The 23687-nt window shown below is 62.1% G+C and carries 29 protein-coding genes and 2 tRNA genes; 21 read left to right on the top strand and 10 right to left on the bottom strand.

Annotation, left to right across the window (positions count from 1 at the left end):
- Positions 1 to 29 precede the first annotated feature (29 nt).
- Both BPNPMPFG_RS12920 and BPNPMPFG_RS12915 read left to right on the top strand, forming a co-directional pair.
- The gene (locus BPNPMPFG_RS12920) at positions 30 to 455 is read left to right on the top strand and encodes a VOC family protein (protein ID WP_258595761.1); all 426 of its coding nucleotides are present in this window, start codon (positions 30 to 32) and stop codon (positions 453 to 455) included.
- Between the two features lie 166 nt (positions 456 to 621).
- Positions 622 to 843, top strand: coding sequence for a hypothetical protein (locus BPNPMPFG_RS12915; protein WP_258595760.1), 222 nt, complete (start codon positions 622 to 624; stop codon positions 841 to 843).
- Between the two features lie 137 nt (positions 844 to 980).
- On the opposite strand, the gene BPNPMPFG_RS12910 is transcribed toward BPNPMPFG_RS12915, so the two are convergent.
- The gene (locus tag BPNPMPFG_RS12910; protein WP_258595759.1) at positions 981 to 1928 is read right to left on the bottom strand and encodes a S1C family serine protease; all 948 of its coding nucleotides are present in this window, start codon (positions 1926 to 1928) and stop codon (positions 981 to 983) included.
- 225 nt (positions 1929 to 2153) lie between these two features.
- Here BPNPMPFG_RS12910 and BPNPMPFG_RS12905 point away from each other — a divergent pair, with 225 nt between their 5' ends.
- Together BPNPMPFG_RS12905 and BPNPMPFG_RS12900 are read left to right on the top strand one after the other, a co-directional pair.
- The gene (locus tag BPNPMPFG_RS12905; protein ID WP_258595758.1) at positions 2154 to 3026 is read left to right on the top strand and encodes a S1C family serine protease; all 873 of its coding nucleotides are present in this window, start codon (positions 2154 to 2156) and stop codon (positions 3024 to 3026) included.
- An 8-nt stretch (positions 3027 to 3034) separates the two neighbouring features.
- Complete coding sequence (locus BPNPMPFG_RS12900) at positions 3035 to 3727, top strand: response regulator transcription factor (protein WP_258595756.1); 693 nt, start codon at positions 3035 to 3037, stop codon at positions 3725 to 3727.
- On the opposite strand, the gene BPNPMPFG_RS12895 is transcribed toward BPNPMPFG_RS12900, so the two are convergent.
- Together BPNPMPFG_RS12895 and BPNPMPFG_RS12890 are read right to left on the bottom strand one after the other, a co-directional pair.
- A complete protein-coding gene (locus tag BPNPMPFG_RS12895; RefSeq protein WP_258595754.1) occupies positions 3728 to 4117 on the bottom strand; it encodes a type II toxin-antitoxin system VapC family toxin in 390 nt (129 codons plus the stop codon).
- Positions 4114 to 4344 carry a type II toxin-antitoxin system VapB family antitoxin gene (locus tag BPNPMPFG_RS12890; RefSeq protein ID WP_258595753.1) on the bottom strand — a complete coding sequence of 77 codons (231 nt, stop codon included), beginning with the start codon at positions 4342 to 4344 and terminating at the stop codon, positions 4114 to 4116. Before BPNPMPFG_RS12890 ends, BPNPMPFG_RS12895 begins: the two co-directional genes overlap by 4 nt.
- A gap of 214 nt (positions 4345 to 4558) precedes the next feature.
- Between BPNPMPFG_RS12890 and BPNPMPFG_RS12885 the strand changes: the two genes are divergently transcribed.
- Complete coding sequence (locus BPNPMPFG_RS12885; RefSeq protein WP_258595752.1) at positions 4559 to 5425, top strand: SDR family oxidoreductase; 867 nt, start codon at positions 4559 to 4561, stop codon at positions 5423 to 5425.
- 35 nt (positions 5426 to 5460) lie between these two features.
- Here the strand turns inward: BPNPMPFG_RS12885 and BPNPMPFG_RS12880 are convergent, their stop codons facing one another.
- The 3 genes from BPNPMPFG_RS12880 to BPNPMPFG_RS12870 form a co-directional block, all read right to left on the bottom strand.
- Positions 5461 to 5697, bottom strand: coding sequence for a type II toxin-antitoxin system ParD family antitoxin (locus BPNPMPFG_RS12880; protein ID WP_258595751.1), 237 nt, complete (start codon positions 5695 to 5697; stop codon positions 5461 to 5463).
- A 70-nt stretch (positions 5698 to 5767) separates the two neighbouring features.
- Positions 5768 to 6202 (bottom strand): YqhA family protein, encoded by a 435-nt coding sequence (locus BPNPMPFG_RS12875; RefSeq protein ID WP_258595750.1) that lies wholly within the window; start codon positions 6200 to 6202, stop codon positions 5768 to 5770.
- Between the two features lie 394 nt (positions 6203 to 6596).
- Positions 6597 to 8804 (bottom strand): OmpA family protein, encoded by a 2208-nt coding sequence (locus BPNPMPFG_RS12870; RefSeq protein ID WP_258595749.1) that lies wholly within the window; start codon positions 8802 to 8804, stop codon positions 6597 to 6599.
- A gap of 196 nt (positions 8805 to 9000) precedes the next feature.
- On the opposite strand from BPNPMPFG_RS12870, the gene BPNPMPFG_RS12865 reads away from it, so the two are divergent.
- Positions 9001 to 9447 (top strand): YcgN family cysteine cluster protein, encoded by a 447-nt coding sequence (locus BPNPMPFG_RS12865; RefSeq protein ID WP_258596730.1) that lies wholly within the window; start codon positions 9001 to 9003, stop codon positions 9445 to 9447.
- Positions 9448 to 9713: 266 nt separating this feature from the next.
- Positions 9714 to 10070: a hypothetical protein gene (locus BPNPMPFG_RS12860; RefSeq protein ID WP_258595748.1), complete on the top strand. Its 357-nt coding sequence runs from the start codon at positions 9714 to 9716 to the stop codon at positions 10068 to 10070.
- 179 nt (positions 10071 to 10249) lie between these two features.
- Here the strand turns inward: BPNPMPFG_RS12860 and BPNPMPFG_RS12855 are convergent, their stop codons facing one another.
- On the bottom strand, positions 10250 to 10963 hold the full coding sequence (locus BPNPMPFG_RS12855) for an SIMPL domain-containing protein (protein ID WP_258595747.1): 714 nt from the start codon (positions 10961 to 10963) through the stop codon (positions 10250 to 10252).
- Between the two features lie 135 nt (positions 10964 to 11098).
- Here BPNPMPFG_RS12855 and BPNPMPFG_RS12850 point away from each other — a divergent pair.
- Together BPNPMPFG_RS12850 and BPNPMPFG_RS12845 are read left to right on the top strand one after the other, a co-directional pair.
- Positions 11099 to 11174: transfer RNA gene (locus BPNPMPFG_RS12850), tRNA-Ile, on the top strand.
- A 176-nt stretch (positions 11175 to 11350) separates the two neighbouring features.
- The gene (locus tag BPNPMPFG_RS12845) at positions 11351 to 12523 is read left to right on the top strand and encodes a tyrosine-type recombinase/integrase (protein ID WP_258595746.1); all 1173 of its coding nucleotides are present in this window, start codon (positions 11351 to 11353) and stop codon (positions 12521 to 12523) included.
- Position 12524: 1 nt separating this feature from the next.
- On the opposite strand, the gene BPNPMPFG_RS12840 is transcribed toward BPNPMPFG_RS12845, so the two are convergent.
- From BPNPMPFG_RS12840 to BPNPMPFG_RS12830, 3 genes are all read right to left on the bottom strand, one after another.
- A complete protein-coding gene (locus BPNPMPFG_RS12840; protein ID WP_258595745.1) occupies positions 12525 to 12914 on the bottom strand; it encodes a hypothetical protein in 390 nt (129 codons plus the stop codon).
- 77 nt (positions 12915 to 12991) lie between these two features.
- Positions 12992 to 13065 (bottom strand) — tRNA-Gln (locus tag BPNPMPFG_RS12835).
- Positions 13066 to 13202: 137 nt separating this feature from the next.
- Entirely contained in the window at positions 13203 to 13448 is a 246-nt protein-coding gene (locus BPNPMPFG_RS12830) for a hypothetical protein (protein WP_258595744.1), read from the bottom strand.
- A gap of 237 nt (positions 13449 to 13685) precedes the next feature.
- Between BPNPMPFG_RS12830 and BPNPMPFG_RS12825 the strand changes: the two genes are divergently transcribed.
- The 12 genes from BPNPMPFG_RS12825 to BPNPMPFG_RS12770 all read left to right on the top strand — a co-directional run bounded on the left by BPNPMPFG_RS12825 (position 13686) and on the right by BPNPMPFG_RS12770 (position 23643).
- Positions 13686 to 13868, top strand: coding sequence for a helix-turn-helix transcriptional regulator (locus BPNPMPFG_RS12825; protein ID WP_258595743.1), 183 nt, complete (start codon positions 13686 to 13688; stop codon positions 13866 to 13868).
- Between the two features lie 159 nt (positions 13869 to 14027).
- Complete coding sequence (locus BPNPMPFG_RS12820) at positions 14028 to 14726, top strand: DUF1441 family protein (RefSeq protein ID WP_258595742.1); 699 nt, start codon at positions 14028 to 14030, stop codon at positions 14724 to 14726.
- The gene (locus tag BPNPMPFG_RS12815; protein WP_258595740.1) at positions 14723 to 16891 is read left to right on the top strand and encodes a terminase gpA endonuclease subunit; all 2169 of its coding nucleotides are present in this window, start codon (positions 14723 to 14725) and stop codon (positions 16889 to 16891) included. The genes BPNPMPFG_RS12820 and BPNPMPFG_RS12815 overlap by 4 nt, the downstream gene beginning before the upstream one ends.
- An 88-nt stretch (positions 16892 to 16979) precedes the next feature.
- Positions 16980 to 17195, top strand: a complete 216-nt coding sequence (gpW, locus tag BPNPMPFG_RS12810; protein ID WP_258595739.1) for a gpW family protein — start codon at positions 16980 to 16982, stop codon at positions 17193 to 17195.
- Complete coding sequence (locus tag BPNPMPFG_RS12805; RefSeq protein WP_258595738.1) at positions 17192 to 18874, top strand: phage portal protein; 1683 nt, start codon at positions 17192 to 17194, stop codon at positions 18872 to 18874. Before gpW ends, BPNPMPFG_RS12805 begins: the two co-directional genes overlap by 4 nt.
- Positions 18874 to 20151 (top strand): S49 family peptidase, encoded by a 1278-nt coding sequence (locus tag BPNPMPFG_RS12800; protein WP_258595737.1) that lies wholly within the window; start codon positions 18874 to 18876, stop codon positions 20149 to 20151. Before BPNPMPFG_RS12805 ends, BPNPMPFG_RS12800 begins: the two co-directional genes overlap by 1 nt.
- Before the next feature lie 6 nt (positions 20152 to 20157).
- The gene (locus tag BPNPMPFG_RS12795; RefSeq protein WP_258595736.1) at positions 20158 to 20586 is read left to right on the top strand and encodes a head decoration protein; all 429 of its coding nucleotides are present in this window, start codon (positions 20158 to 20160) and stop codon (positions 20584 to 20586) included.
- An 18-nt stretch (positions 20587 to 20604) separates the two neighbouring features.
- A complete protein-coding gene (locus BPNPMPFG_RS12790; RefSeq protein WP_258595735.1) occupies positions 20605 to 21702 on the top strand; it encodes a major capsid protein in 1098 nt (365 codons plus the stop codon).
- A gap of 76 nt (positions 21703 to 21778) precedes the next feature.
- The gene (locus BPNPMPFG_RS12785) at positions 21779 to 22105 is read left to right on the top strand and encodes a hypothetical protein (protein WP_258595734.1); all 327 of its coding nucleotides are present in this window, start codon (positions 21779 to 21781) and stop codon (positions 22103 to 22105) included.
- Positions 22105 to 22512, top strand: coding sequence for a hypothetical protein (locus tag BPNPMPFG_RS12780; protein ID WP_258595733.1), 408 nt, complete (start codon positions 22105 to 22107; stop codon positions 22510 to 22512). The genes BPNPMPFG_RS12785 and BPNPMPFG_RS12780 overlap by 1 nt, the downstream gene beginning before the upstream one ends.
- Positions 22509 to 23123, top strand: coding sequence for a phage tail protein (locus BPNPMPFG_RS12775; RefSeq protein WP_258595732.1), 615 nt, complete (start codon positions 22509 to 22511; stop codon positions 23121 to 23123). Before BPNPMPFG_RS12780 ends, BPNPMPFG_RS12775 begins: the two co-directional genes overlap by 4 nt.
- On the top strand, positions 23116 to 23643 hold the full coding sequence (locus tag BPNPMPFG_RS12770) for a hypothetical protein (RefSeq protein WP_258595731.1): 528 nt from the start codon (positions 23116 to 23118) through the stop codon (positions 23641 to 23643). The genes BPNPMPFG_RS12775 and BPNPMPFG_RS12770 overlap by 8 nt, the downstream gene beginning before the upstream one ends.
- Positions 23644 to 23687 lie beyond the last annotated feature (44 nt).

Raw genomic sequence — 23687 nt, 5'->3', positions numbered from 1 at the left:
CTGTATGTTATTTGACGGGAGAAGGAAAGATGAAGACCACGAGCTATTATCCGGTGTTGATGACCGGCGACGTCGCCGGCACGGCGGCTTTCTATGTCGAGCATTTCGGCTTCCAGCCGCTGTTCGAGAGCGATTGGTACGTGCATCTGCAATCGGTGGACAACAGCAGAGTCAATCTTGGCATCGTCCAGGGCGATCATGAGACGATCCCCGAAGAGGGGCGGGGACGCGCATCGGGCCTGCTGATCAATTTCGAGGTCCGCGATCCGGATGCTGTCTACGAGCGGATCCTCTCGGCCGGCCTGCCGATCCTGCGGTCGCTACGCGACGAGCCCTTCGGCCAACGCCATTTCATCACCAGGGATCCGAATGGCGTGCTGATCGACGTCATCAAGCCGATCCCGCCCAGCGAGGCGTTCCTGGCGCAATATGCGGAGGGTGCGGCTGGGAATTGAACCAATGGCCCTGGCAAAAAAAGTCCTGCTGCCAATGCACGCGCCCGGCGGCTTAGCATCACGAAGTCGTGCAACATTAGCAATGGCTTACCCAGGCATAAGCCATTAGCAATAGCTTACCCGGGGATAAGGTGCTTGTCTGCCCCGTCTCAAGGAGTAGGGATCCATGTTCAAAGCAGTTTCTGTTGCAGGCCTTGCCGCCGTCATCGGTCTCTTCGCAGCCGGACTGGTGGATGCGAAAGGCGGTCACTCGATGCACACCGCATCGCCTTGTGCTCCCGATTACAAGCGGCTTTGCTCAAAAACACCTGTGGGTCGGGCCGCGTCGTGCCTCAAGAAGCACATCAGCGAGTTGAGCCCTGCCTGCAAGGCAAAATATTCCAAGTAACTGCTTGTGTGAAAGCAGGCAGCCCTTCGGATGTCGTCGCGAAGCATCGACATCAGGGCAGGCCGATGCGATCCCGACTCGCTCCGACCGGCGATCTGATGTCGGCATTCAGGCGGGTGCTCGATCGGCGATAGACCTCAGCTGCGCGCCGCCGGCATCACCGTCACCTGGCTGACGCCGGTGCGGCGCACCACGGTGCACAGCGTCTCGCGGCCGATGCGTTCGGCGTCGAGCATGCGCACCAGGTCGTCGACCCCGGTGACCGGACGGCCGTCGATGGCGGCGATGATGTCGCCTTCCCTCAGGCCGGCCTTGGCCGCCGGGCCATCTTTCTCGACGCTGCGCAGGCGCACCGCCGTGCTGGTCGATACTTGCGACAGGAGGGCTGCGCGGCGCGGCAGGTTGGTGGTATCGGCCGAGACGCCGATGAAGGCACGGCGCACGCGGCCGAAGCGAATGATCTCCGAAATGACGAAGTTGGCGGTGTTGGAGGCGACCGCGAAGGCGATGCCTTGCGCGCCATGGATCATGGCGGTGTTGACGCCGATGACCTCGCCGGCCGACGACACCAGCGGCCCGCCGGAATTGCCGGGGTTGAGCGCGGCGTCGGTTTGGATGACGTCGTCGATCAGCCGGCCAGTGGAGGCGCGCATCGAGCGGCCGAGGGCCGAGACGACGCCCGAAGTGACGGTCCATTCGAAGCCGAGCGGATTGCCGATGGCAATGGCGATCTGGCCGCGCCTGAGCCGCTTGGAATCGCCCAGCGGCGCGACATCGGCAAAGCTGCCGTCGGCGCGCACCAGGGCGATGTCGGTGTCGGGGTCGCGGCCAAGCACGCGGCCTTCGCTGGATGACCCATCCGGCATCGAGACACGCACCGTCTTGGCGTCGCCCACGACATGGAAATTGGTGACGACCAACCCGTCCGGCGCGATGACGAAGCCGGAACCATGGCCGCCCTGACCGCCAATGCGCTCGATGCGGCAGACGGCAGGGCCGATGCGGTCGACGGCATCAGCGACCGTCGTCGAATAGGCGTCGAGCAATGTGTCGTCGGATTGGAATTTGGTGGCGGCGAGGGCCATCGGCGGGCTCCGTGTTTTCGGTCGTAACGTGGTCTTTTCCTGTGCGGGTCGTTATCCCAAAACCGCTGAGCACTTTTGGGCGACACGCACTATATGTGCAGAGCGGCTGGAACCGCCGCGACCTGACCAGATGGCCAGTCAAGCCGGCAACTAGCCGTCAGGCGAGTACCTCCGAGCGCGCCGTCGAGCGATATCTGGGCTATGCAAGAAACCCAGGAGACCCCTATGAGCGAATTCAATCTGAGCGCATTTTCCGAGTCCATCGCCGATCTCGTCGCCAAGGCGACACCGGCAACGGCGAGTTTCGCCACGCATCATCATCGCACGGCAAGCGCCTTCCATTGGCGCGACGGTTATTTCGTCACCGCCGAGGAGGCCGTCGAGGCTGGCGAGGAAATCGAGCTGACGCTGGCTTCGGGCGAGACGGTGAAGGCCGAACTCGTCGGCCGCGATCCTTCGACCGGCGTCGCCCTGCTGAAGCCGGCCGGTGCGTCCAATACCGCGTCGCTGGCCAAGGCCGATGCGGTACGGCCCGGCAATGTCGCCATCGCCATCGGCAACAGCCGGGGATCGGCGCTGGCTGTGTCGGGTTCGGTGGGCGAGGTCGGCCCGGCCTGGCGCTCGATGCGCGGCGGCACCATCGACCGGCGCATCAATCTTGCTGTCGGTGCCGGCGGCCGTTTCGAGGGCGGCCCGGTGCTCGATGCCAAGGGCGCGCTGATCGGCATGCTGTTGTTCGGGCCGCGCCACCGGGCGTTGGTCATGCCTTACGAGACGATCGAACGGGCGGTGGCGACCCTGCGCGAAAAGGGTCATGTCGCCCGCGGCTATCTTGGCGCCGGGCTGCATCCGGTGCGCGACCGCGACGCGCATGGCGCCATGGTGATGAGCCTCGACGACGAAGGCCCGGCCAAGGCCGCCGGTCTTTCGCTTGGCGACATCATCGTGGCGTGGAACGGCGAGGCCGTGCATGGCCCGCGCGACCTGATCCGCAGGCTCGGACCCGACAGCGCCGGCGTCTCGGTGACGCTTGGAGTGGTGCGCGGCGGCGAGCAGCGCGATGTTCAACTCACCATCGGCGAAAAGCCGCTGAGCTGAGAGGATCGATGGAAAGCGAGGCGCTGACAAGGCAGGAGGTGGCGGGCGGCGAGCGACGGCTGGTGGTGCTGATCGCGCTCCGTGACGCCGCGCGCGCCGAGCGCTTGTCAGCCTCGCTGGCCATGGCTGACGATCTGCTCCCAGTCCTGGTTGGTGGCGGCGCGATTGTCGATGTCGCCGTCGTTGATGACGCCGTTGCGGACAGCGGGGCATGGACCGATCGGGCCAGGGGTGGCGGCAATACCGCCGCGCCACGGGTACTGCTGTCGGTCCGCGCTGGCCGGCCCGAAGGCCAGGTGTTTGCCGTTCTACCCCTGGGGGCGGATGCAACGCTGATCGCCGCCGCCGCCAGATTGGCGGCGGCCGGCTACCGAGTGTCCAGCGACGGGCGTTCGACGCCGGATCGCCATGACGATTTCGACCGCGATGATGCAGCCAACGGAGCCGGAAGCGACGGCGGGCTGTTCGGCGAAGAACCGCTCGACGATGGCGCCGCCACCCGCCCCGCACTGTCGCCGCGCGAGGCGGAAGTGCTGGCGCTGCTGGCCGAAGGCGCCCCCAACAAGGTGATCGCGCGGCGGCTCAACATTTCCGTGCACACGGCGAAATTCCACGTCGCCGCGATCCTGATCAAGCTCGGTGCCGCCAACCGCACCGATGCCATTGCCATTGCGATGCGGCAGGGGCTGGTGCTGGTCTAATCAGATTGCCGCCTCGATGTCGGTCAGCCGGAAATCATCGCCCTTGAACAGCAGTGGCATGGCTTCGAGCCGCGCAGTGGCGTAGGCGATGCAGTCGCCGAAATTCAGCGCCGCCGGGTGCCGACCCTTGCCGTAGCGCAGGAACGCTTGGCGGGCGACGGCGGCGTGGTCGGCGGTAAAGGCGATCGTCTCAATCGAGGAGCTGCGCAGGAAGCTATCGAGGCGATCCAGGATGTCATCTTGCCGGCCCCCTGCGAGCACCATTGTCGTTTCGAGGAAGGTTGGCGCTGCCAGCAGCCGCCTCTTGGCCTGTGCGATCGCCAGAACGAAACGTTCGTAGCCTGGTTCGATGCGCAGAATGGCGACCAAGACCGAGGAATCGATGATCATTTCGTTGGGATTCCGAACTCATCGTATCCGAGGATTTCGTCATCGGTCATCGCATTCTCGCGCTTGGGAACTTTTCCGGCGCTATCGGCAATCGCCATCAACCGTTGAAACAAGTCATCGGTTTCGTCGCGCGGCACCAGCCGCTCGCGCGCCACTTCGCGCTCGAGGCTCTGGCGGATCGCCTCCGTCACCGACACGCGGCGGCGGCGGGCGAGTTCGCGTGCCAATTGTTCGACTTCCATGTTCTTGATGGACAGAGCCATTCTACAATCTACCTGTTTGTATAGAATATATATCGGTCGCTCTTTAAATCCAAGGGTTTCCTGTGCTCACCTACGCCAGCCTCCGCAGCATCACCATGGCGTCGCCGCGCAAGCTCTTGTATCCGGCAGCGACGCGGGCAAGGATCACTCAAAGACGTGCAAGGGTAGCGGAGGAAAAATGTCGCTCAAGGGAAAGACGCTGTTCATCTCCGGCGGGTCGCGCGGCATCGGGCTGGCGATCGCGCTGCGTGCCGCGCGCGACGGCGCCAATGTAACGATCGCCGCCAAGACCGCCGAGCCGCATCCGAAGCTGCCGGGCACGATCTACACGGCGGCGCAAGAGATCGAGCAGGCCGGCGGCAAGGCACTGCCCGTGCTCTGCGACATCCGCGAGGAGGCGCAGGTTGCCGAGGCGGTTTCAAAGACCGTGGAAAAATTCGGCGGCATCGACATCTGTGTCAACAATGCCAGCGCCATCCAGCTCACCGGTACGCTTGAGACCGACATGAAGCGCTACGACCTGATGCATCAGATCAACACGCGCGGCACGTTCCTCGTCTCCAAAATGTGCATTCCGCACCTGAAGTTAGCCAAGAATCCTCACATCCTGAATCTGGCGCCGCCGCTCGACATGAAGGCCAAATGGTTCAAGAACCACGTCGCCTACACCATGGCCAAATTCGGCATGTCGATGTGCACGCTGGGCATGAGCGCTGAGTTTGCCAAGGACGGCATCGCGGTCAATTCGCTATGGCCGATCTCGACCATCGATACTGCCGCGGTGCGCAATCTGCTCGGTGGCGCCACGGTGGCGGCGATGAGCCGTTTGCCCGACATCATGGCCGATGCCGCGCACGCGATCTTCATGCGGCCATCGCGCGAGGCCACCGGCCATTTCTACATTGATGAGGAGGTGCTGCGCGCCGAGGGCGTCAGCGACTTTTCGGTCTATGCGCCAGGCGCGACCGGGCCGCTGGCCGGCGATTTTTTTGTGCCGGACGAGGTGTTCGCGAATTCTGATACCAAGATCAGGAATACGTTTTAAAGATGCTTGGGTTGGTGAGAACCTAACGGTTCGCTTCATCCGCGCTTCTTTGACTCTAGAAAGGCATCGAAGTCGAATGGCTCCGGATCGCCTGACATATCTCCCTCATCGATGGCAGACCGGAGTTGCTCGAGCTTGAGTTCCTGTTCTTCCAAAAGACGAAGACCGGCCCGAACGGCTTCGCTTGCCGACCCAAAACGGCCCTTCGCTATCTGCCGCTGGATAAAGGCGTCGTACTGATCGCCTAGGGTGATGGAGGTGTTCTTGGGCATGATGAATCTCCAATACCAATAGATGGTATCAATTTTCCCGAATGCCAACAAGCACAGGACTGCGCAAGCCTCACGCCTCGTCCTTCTTGCCTTTGCTCAGGCCCATCAGCCGGTCGATATAGGCCAGCATGAAGGCCGAGACGACGAAGGCGAGGTGGATGATGGTCAGCCACATCAGCTGTTCGGTCGTGTAAGAGGACGAGTTGAGGAACACCTGCAGGAGGTGGATGGACGAGATGGCGACGATGGTCGAGGCGACCTTGACCTTCAGCGAACCGACGTCGATCGTGCCCAGCCAATGCACGCCGCCGTCCTGATCGTCGAAGCGGCTGACGAAGTTCTCGTAGCCCGAGATGATGACCATCACCACCAGCGAGGCGACCAGCGCGGCATCGATCCGCCCGAGCATTTTCAGGATGGTGTCGGTGTCGCCAAGCGTGAAGGCCACGGTGACGAACTCATAGAGCTTCTTACCGAAGGACAGGGCATAGACGGCCAGCGCCACGCCCAGCCCGAGATAGAAAACGACCAGCAGCCAGCGGGAGGCAAGGATGATCGATTCGATTCGAGACGCTTCATAGAGTGGTTCCGGTTGGTTCTCTTGGGATAGCGGGCCGTGAGGTCGTCGGCCGTATTTCAGTCAGGTCGTCCCTGTTTGCAAGACAAAAAACCCCGCCGGAGAGGGACCGGCGGGGCTCAATGCATCCCGCTGGAGTCGGGACGGGGCAGGGAATGCCCAGTCCAGAATCTGGTGTGGGCAGGCCCGCGATTCAATGAGCCGGCCTGATGCCGGTACAATTCTTGTTTAACCTGGCACGTCGAACCATCCCCGGCAGGACCGGGGATGGTTGCTTCTCGCGCGGAGTCCGCAAACTAGGTCATGGTTTTGAAATCATGACCTAATTGTTGCTGGCGACAGGTGCTACCAGCGAGGTGATGCGGCGGATGGCGACACGCCGGTTCTCGCGGTTGGGCGCCGCCGTGTTGACCTTCAGATACTCCTCGCCATAGCCCTGCGTCGTCAGGTTCTCCGGCGGGATGCCGAAGGCATTGGTGAGGGCCTCGGCCACCGATTCCGCGCGACGATCGGACAGGGCCAGGTTCGCCTCCGGCGTGCCGACGGCGTCGGTATGACCTTCAATCAGGAAGGTCTCGGCCGGGTTCTTCTTCAACAGCTTCTCCATGGCGTTGGCGACGCCCTCGAGTTTCTGCACCTCGGTGTCGGAGATCGAGGCCGAGCCGAATTCGAAGTTCAGCGTGTCGAGGTCGACGCGGCGTGCGATGTCGCGCACGCGGGCCGAACGCTTGACCTCATCGATCGAATAGAGGCGCTGGACCTTCTCCACCGGCGGCTGTTCGAGGAAGGTGTAGTAGTCATCAGGGCTTTCGACGTTCTCGGAATCGAGGATGTACTGCCGGCGCGGGATGGTCAGCCGCATCGGCGGCAGGTCGTCGCCGGGATCGCGCCAGTCGCCCTCATCCTGATAGTTCTGCTCGTCGACATAGCTCAGCACATATTCGCGGCCATCGGGCGTGATGCGCGAACGCTGGATGACATCGCCGTAGCGGTTGCGAATGGTGACGATCTGGACGCCATTGCCGCGCTCGACGGTCTCGCGTGTGCGGCCTTGCGGCAGATCCTCATAGTAGACATCCTTGGCGCCGCGGTTCATGCGCGAGCCGTCATTGCTCTGGACGATCGTCTGGTCGTTGAGCTGGATGATGACGCGGTCGCCGATTTCCTTGAGCACGTCGACGCCCTTGGGGCGGCGGCGGTCGCGGATGTTCTCGTCGGGCGCACGATCGAGACGCTTCCCTTTTTCTTCGGTCACCGGGACCATCTTTTCAGACTTGATCTCCTGCTGGGCGGCCTTGTCGTCGGTGGGCGGCGGCCCCTGATCGACAGGCGCGACCACGGGCTTCTTGCCCTGATCCCCGCCTTTCTGGGCATTCTGCCCACCATTCTGCTGCTGGCCGTTCTTGTCGCCACGCTTCCTGCCGCCGCCATTGCGCTCGGCATCCTTCTGGCTGTCCAGTAGGGGAGCGGCGTTCGGATCGGCCGGCGCTTCGCCCTGCACAGGATTTTCGCCCTGGACAGGCGCGGCCTTGTCGCCATTGGCTGGCTGCTTGCCGGTGGCGGGTTGTTCAGCGGTGACGGGTTTCTTGCCATTGGCAGGTTGCTCACCGGCAGCCGGCTTCTCGCCGTTTGCCGGCTGCTCGCCAGTGGCAGGCTGCTCACCTGCTGGTTTCTTGCCGTGCTTCTTGGTTTTGTCCTGCGGCTGCTCGCCCTGGGCCGCAGGCTCTTCGCCGGCAGGAGCCGGCTCGACCTTTGGCTTCGCCTCTCCGGCAGGAGCTGCCTTCTCGGTCGGCGTCGGGGCGGCTTCCGGCACGACGGCTGGTTTGGCGGCATCAACAGGCTTCTTCTGCCTTTCGGGCTTCTGCGTAGGCTCGACCGCCGGTTTCTGCGCGGGCTCGACGGCCGGCGCTACCTCGGTCGGCGCCGCCTGCTGGTCCTGCTTGTGTTTCTTGCGTGGCTTGGCTTGTTCGCCCTGCTGATTGTCGTTGGCGGGTCCTGCCTGGCCGGCGGGTGCCTGTTCGGCCGGCGCTTCGGTCTGCTGTTGCTGATCGTTCTTCTTCTTGCGCGGCTTCGGCTGCTCCGCGGCTGGCGCGGCCTGCTCTGCGGGGGCCGCTTGCGCCGGTGCCTGCTCAGTCTGCTGCTGATCACGCTTCTTCTTGCGCGGCTGCTGCTCTTCGGCTGCCGGAGCGGCCTGCTCGGCAGGGGCGGGTGCCGTCTGTTGTTGCTCCGCCGCCTTCTTGCGCGGCTGTTTCTGCTCGGCGGGCTGCTCGCTCTGGGCGGGCGCCGCCTGCTGCTGTGGCTCGGCCTTCTTCCTCTCGGGCTTTTGTTTCGGCTCCGCTTGCTGCTTCTGTGCACAGGCCTCGGCCGATTCACCCTCGGCGCACGCTGCTTGCGCCAAAATGAACGCGGCTGACGTGTGCTGGGCGGGGCCGGACGCGGCACTTCCCTGAAGCGGGAACGCGCCCAACGGCGCGGATGCCATCAGCAGGCCAAGTGCGGTGCCTGCCAGAATCCGTGGTTGGCGTTTCATCGAAAACTCTCCTTGTGGGGTCCCATCCTTGCCGAAACCGATCTTGGGCCGATTGGTTCCAGTTTGCTTCGGATAGAGGCCGTACGGGGCGATTGGCCGGCCTTTTGAAGGCAACTTCGTGTCTTTCGCCTGGCTGTGCCGCATTCGGGCCATTGCCACGCTTGACCTTGCCGGCGGCCGGGGCCACATCCCGGGAATGGAAACGCCATTCTGGAAAGCCAAGACGCTGGAGGCGATGAGCCCGGCCGAGTGGGAGTCGCTCTGCGACGGTTGCGGCAAATGCTGCCTGTCGAAGCTCGAGGACGAGGACACCGGCGAGATCTACTGGACCAGCGTCGGCTGCCGGCTGTTCGACGCGCAGAGCTGCCGCTGCTCGGATTATGCCAATCGGCTGGCGCGCGTTCCCGACTGCGTCGGGCTGACACCGCAGAATGTGCGCACCATCAGCTGGCTGCCCAGCACTTGCGCCTACCGGCTGGTGGCCGAGGGCCGTGATCTCTACTGGTGGCACCGGCTGGTGTCGGGCAGTGCCGAGACCGTGCATGAGGCCGGCATCTCGATGCGCGGCCGGGTCAAGGCCAGCGAGACCGATCTTGCCGAGCCGGAAGACTATTTCGACTACATGCTGGACGACGAGCCCTGAGGCTCGCGCCGAGACGACGAGCCGTAGGGCTCGCGCCGAGGCGACGAGCCCTGATTGCAAATTGGCCGGTGTCGAAACCGGCAGTGCGGCCTGGCGTTGCGGGTGAAATCGTTTTAGCGGTCGGTTGCCATGCGCCACGTCGGTGCTCAGGCGACATGAACCGGAGATGAACAGCCGGTTCGCAAAAAGTTCAGACAGGCAAGTGCATTCTCCCCCCCTATCGGTTCACGAGGACGGGCGAAAGCCCGCGAAAAGGAGAGAAGACGATGTTCAACACGATCAAGACGGCAGCCCTCTCGGCGCTGGTCGGCCTCGGCACGCTGGCGGCCATTCCCGCTCATGCCGACAGCCTCTATCTCGGTTTCGGCAACAACAACGACACGCGTTTCGGCGTCTATGCCGGTGACGACGGCTATCGCCATCGCCGTGACGAACGCCGTGGCGACTGGCGTCGGGGCTGTTCGCCGGACCGCGCCCTCGACAAGGCCGACCGCATGGGCCTCCGTCGTGCCCGCATCGTCGACGTCAACGGTCGGGCGGTGAAGGTGGTGGGCCGCCAGGACGGCGACCGCGTCGTCATCGTGTTCGCCAATGAGCGCGGCTGCCCGGTTATATATCGCTGAGTTCAGCTCGGAGGCATGATCTTGGCGGCATGATCTTCTGCGAAGACCAGCCTTCGAAGATCAGCCTGAGCGTGGCTCGAAAAAACCCCGCGGGAGCAATCCCGCGGGGTTTTTCATGGATGGTACTGGTTGGTGATCCGTGGCCGAGCATGGCTCGTCCACGGATCGTCAGGAGCCGCTTACTTCAGTTCGAAAGTGACGGTGACCTGGACATTGTAGGAATTCTCGCCGGCCTGCACCGGAGCTCCACCGCCCGGCGCGGCATCGAAGGCCTTGGCGTTGATCGGCATCGGGGACGGCGCGATGTTCTGGTCGGTGATCTCGAGCACCCGGCCGATGCTGACGCCAGCCGCCTCGGCCAGCGTCTTGGCTTTGGCCATGGCATTGGCAACCGCCTTCTTGCGAGCCTCGGTGACGGTGGCCGCCGGGTCGTCATTGGTGAAGGCGATGCCGCCGCCCTGGTTGACGCCGAGCGATACCGCCTTGTCCAGAATCTCGCCGGTCTTGTCGACATCGCGCACACGCACCGACAGCGTGTTGGTCACCTGGTAGGCGATCAGTTCGGCCTGCTGGCTGCCGTCCGGCTTGTTGGTGTAGTTGTAGCGCGGGTTGATCTGGATGCCTGATGTCTGCAGGTCGCGGTCCTTGATGCCGGCCGACTTCATCGCCGCGATCACGGCGGCCATGGCATCGTTGTTGGCGTCAAGGGCGGCGCGCGCGGTCTTGGCCTCGCGCATGACGCTCAGCGTCAGGATAGCCAGATCAGGCGCTACGGTTGCTTCGCCTTCGCCTGACACAATGATACGGGGCGGCGTCGGCAAATCGGCGGCTCCAGCCATCGCCGGAAAAGCGATTGCGGCGGCGAGCGCGAGTGGCAAAAGATGTCTGGTCATGAAAAATCTCCTTGGTCCGCGATCAAGTCGCAAGCGTCGCGTAGAGCGCGATTATGGGTTGATTTGGGCGATCTCCGAAAGCCTGTCGGGAAAGCCTTGTGCCGCGACATGAAAAACATTAATCCAGCCCGCGTGGGGCCTGTAGCTCAATGGTTAGAGCCGGCGGCTCATAACCGCTTGGTTGGGGGTTCGAGTCCCTCCGGGCCCACCATTCGCCCTTCTCGAAGGGTCCCGATGCCTCCCAATGCGTCCCACTCTGCCGCGCAACTCCTTGCAAACCCACGGTAAATCGTTCAGATGCATTCCCATGCGTCCCAATGCAACCCAATATGCTATGTGGTATCTGGTGTGGTATTGGATTCAACGATACCACACGGGAGAAATGCGATGGCCCTGACCGACACCGCCTGTCGAAACGCCAAGCCTGCCGAAAAGGACTACAAGCTTTCCGATTCGGGGAGGCTCTACCTCTTTGTGAAGACGACAGGATCGAAGCTATGGCGGATGAACTACAGTTTCGAAGGCAAGCAGAAGACCCTTTCGATCGGTGTTTATCCGGGCGTCACCCTGCTCGCTGCGCGGACGACGCGTGACGAGGCCAAGGCGACGCTGGCAGCGGGGAAAGACCCAATGCGCGATCATATTGTTGCCGACGACCGGAAGTTCCGCACGGTCGCGAAAGCCTGGTTCAACGGCCGCGCGTCAGGATGGGTGTCGTCCTACTCGGATCGCATTTGGTCGAGGATCGAGGATGATGTGCTGCCGGCGATCGGCGACAAGGATGTGGCTGAGATCGAGCCTTCGGAGGTGCTGGCGTTGCTGCGGACCATCGAAGATCGCGGTGCACTGGAAATGGCCAAGCGAGTCCGCCAGACAGTGAGCGGTATCTTCCGGTGGGCGGTGGCCGACAACAAGGCCAAGATCGACCCTGCCGCCCCGCTGCGTGACGCGATGAAGAGAGCCCCACGGCAGAAACATCGAGCGGCGCTGCGCGAAGAAGCGTTGCCCGAGTTCTTCAAAAAATTGCACGCCTACGACGGGGAAAAGCAGACCGCGCTCGGCATAGAATTTGTTGCTCACACTTTCGTCCGGACCGCTGAATTTCGATATGCCAAGTGGGAAGAGTTCAAGGGTGACACCTGGCGCATTCCCGGAGAGCGAATGAAGATGAAGAAGGAGCACATCGTTCCGCTCACGTCGCATGTGCAAGGGCTGCTCGAAAAGCTGAGAGAGGAATCGAACGGCAGCGAGTGGGTCTTTCCGGGCGTCGAAGGTTACAAGCCGATCTCGGAGAACACCCTGTTGTTTGCTTTATATAGGATGGGCTACCGATCACGCGCGACGATTCACGGTTTCAGGACCACGGCCTCGACGGTGCTCAACGAGAGCGGACTTTTCCGGCCCGATGCGATCGAGCGCCAACTAAGCCATGTGCCGCTCGACGAGGTGAGGTCCGCGTACAACGCGGCGCTCTATCTGCCGGAAAGAATTCGCATGATGGATTTTTACAGCAAGTTTCTGCTGGCCAAGGACACCGATCTGACAGACTTGCTGGGCTGAACTATCTCTTTCGAACTCGACGCTTCTCGCCGGATCGAAATTCAGTGAACGGGGTCTTGTTCTTCTCGTCCGCTCGCGGCGCCAGCGTCGGGTATTTCAGGTCTCCGAAATCCATGCGGTAGTGAGATTTCAGAATGCTGATCTGCCGAATGGCGGCCGACAGAACGAAGCGCGGATGACGTTCCCAAAACTCAAGCTTCTTCTCGCAAAGGATCATCTCATTCTCGGCGTCGATGCGCTCGTTGAGAGTGGACTCCGGGTTGTTGGCGACGAATTTCAAAAACAGGTAGTTGTTGAAATGCGACAGGAAGCCCCTGGTGCCGTCCGCGTTGTCCAGGTTAATCGGCGTGTAATTGCCGCGCGTGCTTTTGCCGTCATAGATGATTGCCATTCAGTGGTCGCCTGTGTCGCCTGCTCTATGAGGCGCTATATCGGCGTTGACGAGGGGAAAGGCAACCCATGGGGAGATGGCTGGGGAACCTGGATTCGAACCAGGACTAACAGAGTCAGAGTCTGCGGGTCTACCGTTAACCTATTCCCCAACAGACGCAAAAAGGGCTGCGCCGATGACACACGGCTTTTACCGGTTGGCGGCAAATAGTCAAGTTGGCGCAACAAAAAACCCCGCCACGATGGGCGGGGTGGGCTGCAGGTAAACCAGCAGCGTCGAAAGACGAAATCAGCCGAGTTCGAATCGCAGTCGCTGAGTGTCTTCGAGCGCGGTGCGGATCTCGATCGAGCGCAGGGCGCCGTTGAGCGTGGCGGTGTCGGCCGGAACCGGGGCGACCACGGCTGCCTGGAGCTTGATCTCGTCGGTTGCCGAAAGGGAGAAGTCGGCGAGACGGCCGATCGAGAAACTGAGCGTCAGACACGCGATGGCCAGCGTCGAGAAGACACAGCGCCAGAGATTGGCAGAAAACTTCATTGGGAAACTCCTTTTGCGGATTTCAGGTTCGTATTGTGCAGTCATGTGAGGATGGGTCTCCGTCTGCCGAAGTGCGCGCTTGCGCCGCGATCTACATGACAACCTCCCTTCGCCGTGGGGCATTTACCGCTATGCGAAAACCCGGTGACCCGGATCAATAATTGACATCTACGCCGTTTGCGCTTGAAAGTCACGTTAAAAGTGATATTAACGTATCCAACACCTGGAGACGTGAAAATGGCATTGGAAGGTCTACTGAAGCTCGATCAGGTCAAAGCGCTGACCGGGCTTTCCCGCACCGAAATCTACCGGCGCATCGCGGCCGGCGCGTTCCCCAAACAACGACGTGTCTCGCACAAGGTCGCCAGGTGGAGCGAGGCCGAGGTCGGCACATGGATCGACGGCGTTCTCCATGGCTGACCATGATGCGCCGTCGCAGGAACTGATCCGCGAGCCGAGGCGGCTGCGGTGGCTCCCCGACAAAGGCCCATACGGTAAGCGATGCCATCCCGATATGTGCGGCAGCGGTGGCCGGAAACCCCGAGCCCGCTTTCTCGATGAATTGGACAGGGACTCAGCGTGATCGACGACGATTTCGGCGACCTGCTCGGCGACGAGCCCGAGGCGCTGCGCCCGAAGCGCGGACGCCCGACGAGGGAGGAAGCGGCTGCCAAGCTGGAACAGCAGATGGCAAACCCACTGCCGCACTACACGGCGTTCCGGCGTCCGGTAGGCATTACATTCTTCGCCGACATCCTCGGCGTGCAGCCGAAGCAAATCCAGAAGCGGCTTGAGAAGTGCCCGGCCATTGCGTGGCGCGCCCACGGCAACAAGCAGCAGCCACAATACGACTTCATCACCGGCATGTCGTATCTGATCGCCCCGCAGGGCAGCATCGAAGACTGGCTGGCGCAGCAGAACCAGGCATCGCTGCCCCCGATCGTCTCCAAGGCGTATTGGGAAATGACCAATGCCCGCATCCGCGCCCTGACTCTCGCCGGCCAGCTTTGGCACGATGAGGACGTGCTGATGACCTTCGCCCGCGTCTCGATGCTGATCCGCCAGGAAAGCAAGATGTGGATCGAGGATATGCCCGGCCGCCAGCAACTCACCGACGAGCAGTATCGATTCCTTGTCGACCGCGTGAACGAGATGAACACGCAGATCAAGTTGAAGCTCGAAGACCTGCCCCGCGAGTTCCAGACGAACGCGCATTCCCGTGAGGTCGAGAAGGAGCTTGCAGGCACCGACACGCGGCCAGACCTGGGTGACGAATGACCGCGAGAATGAGGCCGCCGTCAGTTGAAGAACTGATCGACAGAGCCCGGCACCAGACCATCGAGAGCATTGTCGTCCGAGGTTTCGAGAGCCTGCAGCCGGCCGCACGCATGACCGTGACGGAGGCAGGCGAAGCATACACTCGCATCGGCAGCGGGGGCGGCCACAGCACGCCATGGTCACTTCGGCGGACGCCGTACCTCCAAGAGCCGCAGGACGAACTAAACAGTCTCGAAAAACAGGGAATGATCTTCATCGGGCCGGCGAGAACCGGCAAAACGATGATGTCGTTAAATTGGCTTTCCCACACCGTCAAAACCGACCCTGCCGACATGCTCTATGTCCACATGGACCGCGAGAATGCGCGCAAGTGGTCAAAGGGCGATCTCGAACGCTACCTGCAGGCGTCCACGAAAATCCGTGAGCACCAACTGACCAATCGGAAGGACGACAACACCTTCGACAAGGAATTCGATTCGGGAATGCGGTTCATCCTGACCTACCCGACATCGAGCAACCTATCCGGCATCACGGTCGGCCGCGTGTGGTTGATCGACTACGAGCGCATGGATGACAACGTTGACGGCGAAGGTAACCCGTTCGACTTGGCGCAGATGCGAACCACCACATTCAAGCGCTTCGGCATGACCGTGGCGGAAGCCTCGCCGAATCCGAACAAAGAAATCCAAGACCCGAAATGGACGCCCTCGACGCCGCATGAGGCGCCGCCGATCCGAGGCATCTTCGAACTGTACAACCGTGGCGACCGCCGCCGCTGGTATTGGAAATGTCCGCACTGCACCGAGGCGTTCGAGCCCGACTTCAAGCTGCTGCGCTATCCCGAGGGTGCAAGCATCATGGAGGCGCGCGAGCAGACCTACATGGCGTGCCCCGTCTGCGGTGGCATCCTCGAACCGGACATGAAGGACGAACTCAACTGGAACGGCCGGTGGGTCAAGGAGGGCATGATCTGGACGCCAGAGGGTGCGATCGTCGAGCGCAATGGCATGAAGGCCGAGCGATCAAGCATCGCGTCGTTCTGGATGAAAGGGCCGGCCGCCGCCTACCAGGATTGGGGCCAACTGGTCGAGAAGAACCTGCGCGCCCTCAAGGCGTTTGAAGACACCGGTGACGATGGCCCACTGCGCAAAACGGTCACGACCGATCAGGGCTCCTACTACATACCGCAGGGTCGCCTGTCGGAGCGGTCGCCGGAAGACCTGAAGAACATGGGAGAGGATTGGGGCTCCACCGAAGATGAGCCCTCCGTTCCGCACGGTGTTCGCTTCCAGATCGCTACGGTAGACGTGCAGAAGGCCGCCTTCGTCGTCCAGGTCCACGGCTTCACCGCGACCGGCGACATGGTGGTGATCGACGGTTTTAAGCTGCGGCTGTCCAACCGTCTGAACGGTGCCGGCGAACGCCTGCCGATTGACCCGGCTGCCTTCGCCGAGGATTGGGATGTTCTGATCGACGGGGTGATCCTGAAAACCTATCCACTGGCGGATGGCAGCGGGCGTCGGATGCGCATCCGAGCGACTGGCGGCGACAGCGGCGGCGCCGAGGGCGTTACAGGTCACGCCTATAACTTCTGGCGCCGTCTACGGAAGCGCGCTGATGGTCTCCATCGTCGGTTCTGCCTCGTGAAGGGTGAGTCCTCGAAGGGTGCACCGCACGCGCGCACGACTTGGCCGGACTCGAGCCAGAAGGGGAAGCTGGCGATTGCCAAGGGTGACGTGCCGGTGATCCTGCTGCATTCGAATCTGATGAAAGATCGCGTCGCCACGATGCTGGCCCGCCGTGTCGAGGACACCGGAGAGGATGAGACCGTGGGTGGGATGTTGCGCTACCCCGACTGGATGCCGGGTTGGTTCTACAACCAGATGACCACGGAAATTCGCACCGACAAGGGCTGGGAAAATCCGCGCAAGCGTCGCAACGAGACTTTCGATTTGGCCTACTACGCGCTCGGGCTGGCCATTCGCCCGATCGAGTTGACCGTGCCCTACGTGACCTTCAACATCGATCGCATCAATTACGACGAGCCGCCGTCCTGGGCTGCAGAGTGGGACGCCAACGACATGGTGTTCGGCGGCGAGGCTCCAGTCGCGCCGGTTGTCTCGAAGAAGCTCAGCCTCGCTGAGCTAGGGAAACTGCTCGCTTAGATTTCACTTTTATAGTGATAATCAATTACATATTGCATAAGTTTCACGTTTCGGCTACTCATACGTGAAACCCAGCGTTGGATGATCAATGGCGACCACCGCCGAACTTCTTGCAGATGCCCGAGCGGCCTATCACCGATTGCAAATCGGCGAGGCGGCTGCGGAGATTCGCGACAGCAACGGCGAATCCATTCGCTACACCAGCGCCAACGCCTCTCGCCTTTGGGCCTATATCAAACGCCTCGAAGCCGATCTTGCGGGCACGGCCGCCGTCGTCAAGCCGTTGAGGCCGACGTGGGGATGACCGATTTCGATCTCACAGACCTGCTTGGACCAGACGCCGAAGTCTCCCCGGTGTCCCATGCGGTGCAGCCGCCCGTTGCCTCGGCGGTGGCAGCGGGCGGTGTTGCCTATGATGGTGCCTCGCGCACCGATCGGCTTGCTCGGTGGCAGCCGGCGCTGCGGTCGGCCGACGCCGATCTGCTGCCCGCCAAGACCTCGCTCGATGCCCGCGTCCGCGACACGTTCAGCAACGACGCCTACGTGGCCGGTGGCGCCGCGATCTACAAGGACTCCATCGTTGGCGCGCAGTTCCAGTTGAACTCGAAGCCCGAGACGAAGGTGCTTTGGGGCAAGGACGACGAAACCTGGGAGAACGAATACCAGGAAGAAGTCGAGACCAAATTCAGCCTGTTCGCCGAGAGCCCGCAGAACTGGATCGACGCCGCACGTCGCAACAACTTCACCTCGCAGATTCGGCTGGCTGTTGGCGTCGACATGAGCGGCGGCGAAGTGCTCGCCTCGGCCGAATGGATGCCCGATGACGGCCGTCCGTTCCGCGTGGCCATGCAGATGATCGACGCCGACCGGCTGTCCACGCCGCTCGATAAGGCGTTCCTGTCGAACAGTTTCATTCGCAATGGTGTCGAGCGCGATCGTCGCGGCGCCCCGGTTGCCTATCACATTCGCAATTCGCATCCGAGCGAAGGGCCGTTCTTCAACGCCCTCGACATTTCCGCGATGCAGTGGACCCGCGTCCCGGCCCGCAAGTCATGGGGCCGCCCGATGATCCTGCACCTGTTCGAGCAGCTTCGCGCCGACCAGACGCGCGGCATCTCGAAAATCGTCTCGGCGCTGACCGAGATGCGGATGACGAAGCATTTCCGCAAGACCGAACTGGAAAGGGCCGTGGTCTCCGCGACCTACGCCGCCTCGATCGAATCGGAAATCCCGACCGACGTGACCGCCGCGATGGGTTCGGCAGCAGGCGAAGGCAACCCGACGACGGCGTGGATGGACGATTATCTCGCCGCGATTGCCAAGTATTCGAGCGGCGCCACGAACCTGCACATGGACGGAGCGAAGATTCCGATCTTTGCGCCTGGCACGCATCTCAAGATTCAGAACCCCGGCGCCAACGGCCCGATGGGCGACAAGTTTGAACAGAGCCTGCTGCGCTACATCGCGGCGGCGCTCGGCGTCTCCTACGAGCAGCTTTCGCGCGACTACACGCAGACGAACTACTCGTCGGCGCGCGCCGCGATGGGTGAAACCTGGAAGACGATGCAGGCCAAGAAGAAAATGGTCGCCGATGCCACGGCCAACTTCGTCTATCGCCTGTGGCTCGAAGAAGCCATCAATTACAACAAGTTGGAAACCCTCAAGCGCCGCAATGTGCCGAAATTCTACGAGGCCCTGAACGCCGAAGCGTACAGCGCTTGCGAGTGGATTGGCGCCGGCCAGGGTCAGATCGACCCGCTCAAGGAAACACAGGCGGCCCTGCTCAAGATCAAGGGCGGCCTGTCCACCAAGGAAGTCGAGATCGCGAAGATGTCGGGCAGCGATTGGCGCAAGACCGCCCGTCAGATCGGCCGCGAGCGTGCGCTGGATGCCAGCTACGGCAACCCTTCGATCTACGACCAGAACAGCAAAGATATGCAGAATTCGCTGACGGCATCGCCGCGCGACGGAGGTGGAAAGTAATGAACCCGATCCTCGCACGGTTCCAGGATCAGCCGGCACTCATCGACGAAGGCCACCGTGCCTGGCTCGAAGGCTGCCTGACGGCCGTCGCGGCTCGCCTCGGTGAAGTCGAGCAGGCTGAGCAGGCCGGCGACTCGGACGACTTTTGGGGCAACAACAGTTGGGCTCGCCCTTATGTCGTGAAGAACGGCATCCTCTACGTCCCGGTCAAGGGCGTCCTGCTGAATGACTTTCCCTATGCCTTCAGCGGCTACGCGACCGGCTACGAGTACATTTGGGAGGCGATCAAGCGCGGCCTCGACGATACGGCGGTCAAGGGCATTGCTCTGATCGTCAACTCGGGCGGCGGCATGGTTGCCGGCAACTTCGATCTCGTCGACCGCATCTTCGCGGTGCGCGGCACCAAGCCGATCCGTGGCTTCGCTGCTGAACACGCCTACTCTGCCGCATACAACATCATCTCGGCGGCGGATCATGTGACGGTCGCCCGCACCGGTGGTGTCGGCTCGATCGGCGTGGTTGTGACCGCCTTCGAATATTCGAAGATGCTGGAGAACTCCGGCATCACGATCAACATCATCCGCTCCAAGCCCGACAAGATGGAGGGCAACCCATACGAGGCGCTTTCTCCCGGCGCCCGTGAGCGGATTCAAGAGCGCGTGGATGAGTTCCACAAGCAGTTCGTCGCCAGCGTGGCGAGGAATCGGTCACTGGAAGTGAAGGCGGTCGATGACACCGACGCGCACACGTTCATGGCTCAACAGGCGATCGAAAATGGGTTGGCCGATGCTGTCGGCGCCCTGGACGACGCAGTAACGGCCTTTGAGGCCACATTTTCCGAAGGAGAAGAAGAGATGGCCGATATTTCACAGGCCGACCACGACGCAGGCATCCTCGCAGCCACCAATGCGGGCAAGGCGGAAGGGCACAAGGAAGGCGCTGTTGCCGCAATGGCGCGTCTCACCGCGATCATCGGCTCCGACGCCGGCAAGGCTCGCCCGAAGGCAGCGCTCAGCGCCGCCCTCAAGACCAGTATGCCGGCTGACGAAGCCATCGCATATCTGGCGGACCTCCCCGAGGAACCCAAGGCCACGGCGGAAGCACCGGCCCCTGGTGCAGGCGTTCCGGCTGCGCTGTTCACGGCTGCCATGAACGGCACCAAGAACCCCGACATCAACGCCGAGACCGGCGCGGATGACGAAACCACGAACAAGCTTGAGCAGAACCGGGCGTTGATCACCTCGTTCGGTCTCTCCGGCTTCAGCAACAAGGAGTAACGGGCGATGTCCACCATTCTTCCTCCCTATGCCGATCCGGGCCGCGCTGTCTTTCAGGAACTCGACACCTACACGCAGAATTATCTGCTTGCAGGCAGCGATCCCGAACTGGCGCCGGCCTATTCGTTCCCGCTGCCGAACAGCGTGAGTTATCCGCAGTTCCAGGTCGTCGGCCTGAGCGCCGCTGGCAAGCTGGTTCCCGCAACGCGCGGCAACGCCGATCCCGCGAACGACATCAAGGCAATCGGCGTTCTCGCCCATGCGTCTTCGCTCGGTGCTTCCGGTTCGGGCAACGGCCCGGTCTGGTATTCGGGCTGCTTCAACCAGAACGCCCTCGTTTGGGACGCCTCGTTCACTACGGATGCGCAGAAGCAGGCGGCTTTCCGTGGCGCGCCCACCCCTACCACCATCATCGTCGCGAAGCGCGGCGTGTAACCCCAAAAGGAGGCTCCTGTGCCATCTAACAGCCAGAACTACGAACTGTGGGACACGAACACCTTCCTCGGTGTGTTCCGCGACATCAAGCCCGATCCGCTCTATTGGGCCGACATGTTCGCCTACGAACTGCGCTCGAACACCGAGTGGATCGACTTCGAAAAGTTGCCGATCCAGGGTCGCAAGCTCGCTCCGTTCGTCATGCCGCTCGCCCGTGGCGCATCGGTTTATGACGACTCCGGCAAGGGCTTCCGTTTCAAGCCGGCCTACACCAAGGTCGAAGACCAGATTGATCCGCTGATGCCCCTGATCCGGCGCGTCGGTATCGATCAGAACATGACGCAGATGCCGGTGCAGTTGTCGCCGGCTCAGCGCCTGGTGCTGATCCGTGCGGCGATGGCCGAAAGCCATGTCCGTGCGATTCATCGTCGCTGGAACTGGATGGCCGCAACCTCGCTCCGCGACGGCAAGTGCACGATCTCGGGGCCGAACTATCCGACCACGCTCATCGACTTCCAGCGCGCGGCCGGTCACACGATCACCCTGACGGGCGGCAATCGCTTCGGCGACTCTGGTGTCTCGATCGTCGACTTCGTTCAGGGCGTCGTGGATACCATGGGTCAGGCCGATTTCGGCGGCGTGCCGGTTCGCGCTACGATGGGCGGCGGTGTTTGGGGGGTCATGCGGAAGGACCCTGAGTTCCTGAAGCACATGGACGTGATGACCCGTGGTGGCAACATCACCTACGAACGCGGTCTCGTTGCCTCCAAGGAACTGGTCTACAAGGTCGGCGAAATGCTGCTGGGCGGCGGCTCCGGCCAGTCGATCGAATTGTGGGTGGACAACTCCACCTATATCGATCCCGACACCGGCGCGGCCACCCGCTACATCGGCAATTCGCAAATCCTATTCACGGCAGTTCCCGAAGCGATCGGCGGCACTCGTGCCTACGGCCGCATCATCGACCGCGCCGCGAATTGGGAGGCGCTGCCGATCTTCCCGAAGAATTGGGTGACGATGGATGATGTCCAGGTCGAGTTCATCACCCACAAGTCGGCTCCGCTGTACGTTCCGGTGAACCCGAACGCCACTCTGCTCGGCAACGTCATCGCGTAACTCTACGCGGTGAACTTCAAAGACCAGTCCTCCTGACCGAGGGCTGGTTTTCCTCAAACCCAACGGGAGATACCCAATGAATCTCGGCTACACCATCCACACGATCCACCGCGCAAAGGAAGCCCTTCCGGTGGGCGCCGTCATCGATTTCAGCGACACGGATTACGAGGACCTGCTGAAGGTCGGCGCCATCCGCGAGCCCTCCGATACCGAAGTCGAACTGTACAACATGACCCATCGTCCGATCGAACCTGCGAAGCTGGATGTTGCGAACGTGAAGCCAGTTGCCAAGCTGTCGGGCAAAGCCGCCAAGGCTCCGGCACCGGTTGAGCCTGCCGCGCCCGCTGCCCCGGAAACCCCGGCTCCGGTTGATTCCGACGTTGTCGACGCCCCGCTTGTCTGATGGCTGGCTGGCGCGAACAGAAGCGGAAGGCTCGCGGTGACATTCACCGAACCTTCGAGATTCCGGCAGTGTACCTTACGCACGCTGCCGGCGTGGCTGTTCGCGCCAATGTCCGTCTGCATCTGAAACAGGTGCTCTCGAAAGTGCAGTCCCGCGACTGGCTGCCGACAGCATCGCTGCAGGACGAGACCAACCGCATTATCTTCCAGACCATCGAAGTCGCCGAAGTGCTGAGCAAGGCTTATGTCATCCTCGGGGCATCGGAAGCCTACCGCACCGGAACCACCGAGCCGGAAGTCGACGGCTACATCCAGGTGGAGGTCGCCGAGGTGCCCGCTGCCGAACTTGCCGCCCTGCTCGCCGCGACGAATACCACCGGTCCCGCATGGGAAGGTATTCTCGCGTGAGCGCCGCCGCTATTTTCCTCGAATTCGACCCCGCACCATTGATCGCTCAGTTCGGTCCAAAAGTCGAACTGGCACTCATTCGGGCGCTCAACCGTACCGCAGATCGCGACCGCACGCGGGCCGCACGCGCTGTCCGCGACCAGATCAATTTTCCTGCCTCATACGTCTCGCCATCGAGCAACCGCCTGTGGGTAAAAACCCGTGCTCGCAAAGGTGCGCTTGAGACGATGATCGAAGGCCGTGGCACCCCCACGTCGCTCGCCCGGTTCAGCCGACAGAGTGTCCTGCCAGGTGGATCGCGGCACACAGGTGGCCGCATCAACGTCACCGTGAAGCCCGGTCAAACCAAGTCGATCGGCCGCGCCTTCATCATCCGATTGAAAAACAACAACATTGGCCTCGCCGTTCGCACCACCGGCGCCGCACCCGCCAACGCCTACCGACCGAAGGCGATCGGCAAGAACCTGTGGCTGCTCTACGGCCCGTCCGTCGACCAGGCGCTCAGCGCGGCATCGTCCGAGCGCGGTATCTTCGAGGAAATGACGCCGGCCTCGCTCGATTTCCTCGAAACCGAATTCACCCGCCAGCTGGAGTTGCTTGAAAATGCCTGACCCTTTCCGCTTGCGGCTGCTCAAGGCGGTTTCCGCGCAGCTAAAGACCATCACGCCAGCCAATGGCTATCTGCACGATCTCTCCGACTACACGGACAGCGCCGGTCGCGTGGCCGAACGCGTCTTCCGGGGCAAGACGGTCTTCGGTGACAACGATCCTCGCCCTGCATTGGCGGTCTTGGAAGACCCACGCGTCAAAGACGGCCACAACGGAACGGGCAACTCGCCGGCTGCAGTCAATGAGTTGCGTATCCTGGTCCAAGGCTTCGTGACGGACGACAAAGATCATCCACTCGATCCCGCGTATCAGCTTTCCGCCGAGGTCATCACCGCACTGGTAAAAGCCAAGAAGGACACGCACAACATTTTCGGTTTCGGCTACCAGGCGCCATGCGTCATGAACCTGTCGATCGGGCAGCCCGTTCACCGTCCCCCTGACGATGAAGTTTCCGCCGTCGCTTATTTCCTGGTCGGTGTCACGTTCACCCTCGCAGAAAATCTTGAGACACCTTTCGCTTGAGGCAAAATCACGTTATACGTGACAATCACTAAAAGGAGAACAGC

The sequence above is a fragment of the Mesorhizobium sp. AR07 genome, from assembly GCF_024746815.1.
GTDB lineage: Bacteria > Pseudomonadota > Alphaproteobacteria > Rhizobiales > Rhizobiaceae > Mesorhizobium.
Note: the sequence above shows the minus strand (reverse complement) of the source record. Positions and strands in the feature narration are given on the sequence as shown.

What these genes read in the sequence shown, in the direction of transcription:
- BPNPMPFG_RS12920 (WP_258595761.1), top strand. Translation starts at nt 30, where the DNA reads ATGAAGACCACGAGCTATTATCCGGTGTTGATGACCGGCGACGTCGCC.
- BPNPMPFG_RS12915 (WP_258595760.1), top strand. Translation starts at nt 622, where the DNA reads ATGTTCAAAGCAGTTTCTGTTGCAGGCCTTGCCGCCGTCATCGGTCTC.
- BPNPMPFG_RS12910 (WP_258595759.1), bottom strand. Translation starts at nt 1,928, where the DNA reads ATGGCCCTCGCCGCCACCAAATTCCAATCCGACGACACATTGCTCGAC.
- BPNPMPFG_RS12905 (WP_258595758.1), top strand. Translation starts at nt 2,154, where the DNA reads ATGAGCGAATTCAATCTGAGCGCATTTTCCGAGTCCATCGCCGATCTC.
- BPNPMPFG_RS12900 (WP_258595756.1), top strand. Translation starts at nt 3,035, where the DNA reads ATGGAAAGCGAGGCGCTGACAAGGCAGGAGGTGGCGGGCGGCGAGCGA.
- BPNPMPFG_RS12895 (WP_258595754.1), bottom strand. Translation starts at nt 4,117, where the DNA reads ATGATCATCGATTCCTCGGTCTTGGTCGCCATTCTGCGCATCGAACCA.
- BPNPMPFG_RS12885 (WP_258595752.1), top strand. Translation starts at nt 4,559, where the DNA reads ATGTCGCTCAAGGGAAAGACGCTGTTCATCTCCGGCGGGTCGCGCGGC.
- BPNPMPFG_RS12880 (WP_258595751.1), bottom strand. Translation starts at nt 5,697, where the DNA reads ATGCCCAAGAACACCTCCATCACCCTAGGCGATCAGTACGACGCCTTT.
- BPNPMPFG_RS12870 (WP_258595749.1), bottom strand. Translation starts at nt 8,804, where the DNA reads ATGAAACGCCAACCACGGATTCTGGCAGGCACCGCACTTGGCCTGCTG.
- BPNPMPFG_RS12865 (WP_258596730.1), top strand. Translation starts at nt 9,001, where the DNA reads ATGGAAACGCCATTCTGGAAAGCCAAGACGCTGGAGGCGATGAGCCCG.
- BPNPMPFG_RS12860 (WP_258595748.1), top strand. Translation starts at nt 9,714, where the DNA reads ATGTTCAACACGATCAAGACGGCAGCCCTCTCGGCGCTGGTCGGCCTC.
- BPNPMPFG_RS12855 (WP_258595747.1), bottom strand. Translation starts at nt 10,963, where the DNA reads ATGACCAGACATCTTTTGCCACTCGCGCTCGCCGCCGCAATCGCTTTT.
- BPNPMPFG_RS12845 (WP_258595746.1), top strand. Translation starts at nt 11,351, where the DNA reads ATGGCCCTGACCGACACCGCCTGTCGAAACGCCAAGCCTGCCGAAAAG.
- BPNPMPFG_RS12840 (WP_258595745.1), bottom strand. Translation starts at nt 12,914, where the DNA reads ATGGCAATCATCTATGACGGCAAAAGCACGCGCGGCAATTACACGCCG.
- BPNPMPFG_RS12830 (WP_258595744.1), bottom strand. Translation starts at nt 13,448, where the DNA reads ATGAAGTTTTCTGCCAATCTCTGGCGCTGTGTCTTCTCGACGCTGGCC.
- BPNPMPFG_RS12825 (WP_258595743.1), top strand. Translation starts at nt 13,686, where the DNA reads ATGGCATTGGAAGGTCTACTGAAGCTCGATCAGGTCAAAGCGCTGACC.
- BPNPMPFG_RS12815 (WP_258595740.1), top strand. Translation starts at nt 14,723, where the DNA reads ATGACCGCGAGAATGAGGCCGCCGTCAGTTGAAGAACTGATCGACAGA.
- gpW (WP_258595739.1), top strand. Translation starts at nt 16,980, where the DNA reads ATGGCGACCACCGCCGAACTTCTTGCAGATGCCCGAGCGGCCTATCAC.
- BPNPMPFG_RS12805 (WP_258595738.1), top strand. Translation starts at nt 17,192, where the DNA reads ATGACCGATTTCGATCTCACAGACCTGCTTGGACCAGACGCCGAAGTC.
- BPNPMPFG_RS12800 (WP_258595737.1), top strand. Translation starts at nt 18,874, where the DNA reads ATGAACCCGATCCTCGCACGGTTCCAGGATCAGCCGGCACTCATCGAC.
- BPNPMPFG_RS12795 (WP_258595736.1), top strand. Translation starts at nt 20,158, where the DNA reads ATGTCCACCATTCTTCCTCCCTATGCCGATCCGGGCCGCGCTGTCTTT.
- BPNPMPFG_RS12785 (WP_258595734.1), top strand. Translation starts at nt 21,779, where the DNA reads ATGAATCTCGGCTACACCATCCACACGATCCACCGCGCAAAGGAAGCC.
- BPNPMPFG_RS12780 (WP_258595733.1), top strand. Translation starts at nt 22,105, where the DNA reads ATGGCTGGCTGGCGCGAACAGAAGCGGAAGGCTCGCGGTGACATTCAC.
- BPNPMPFG_RS12770 (WP_258595731.1), top strand. Translation starts at nt 23,116, where the DNA reads ATGCCTGACCCTTTCCGCTTGCGGCTGCTCAAGGCGGTTTCCGCGCAG.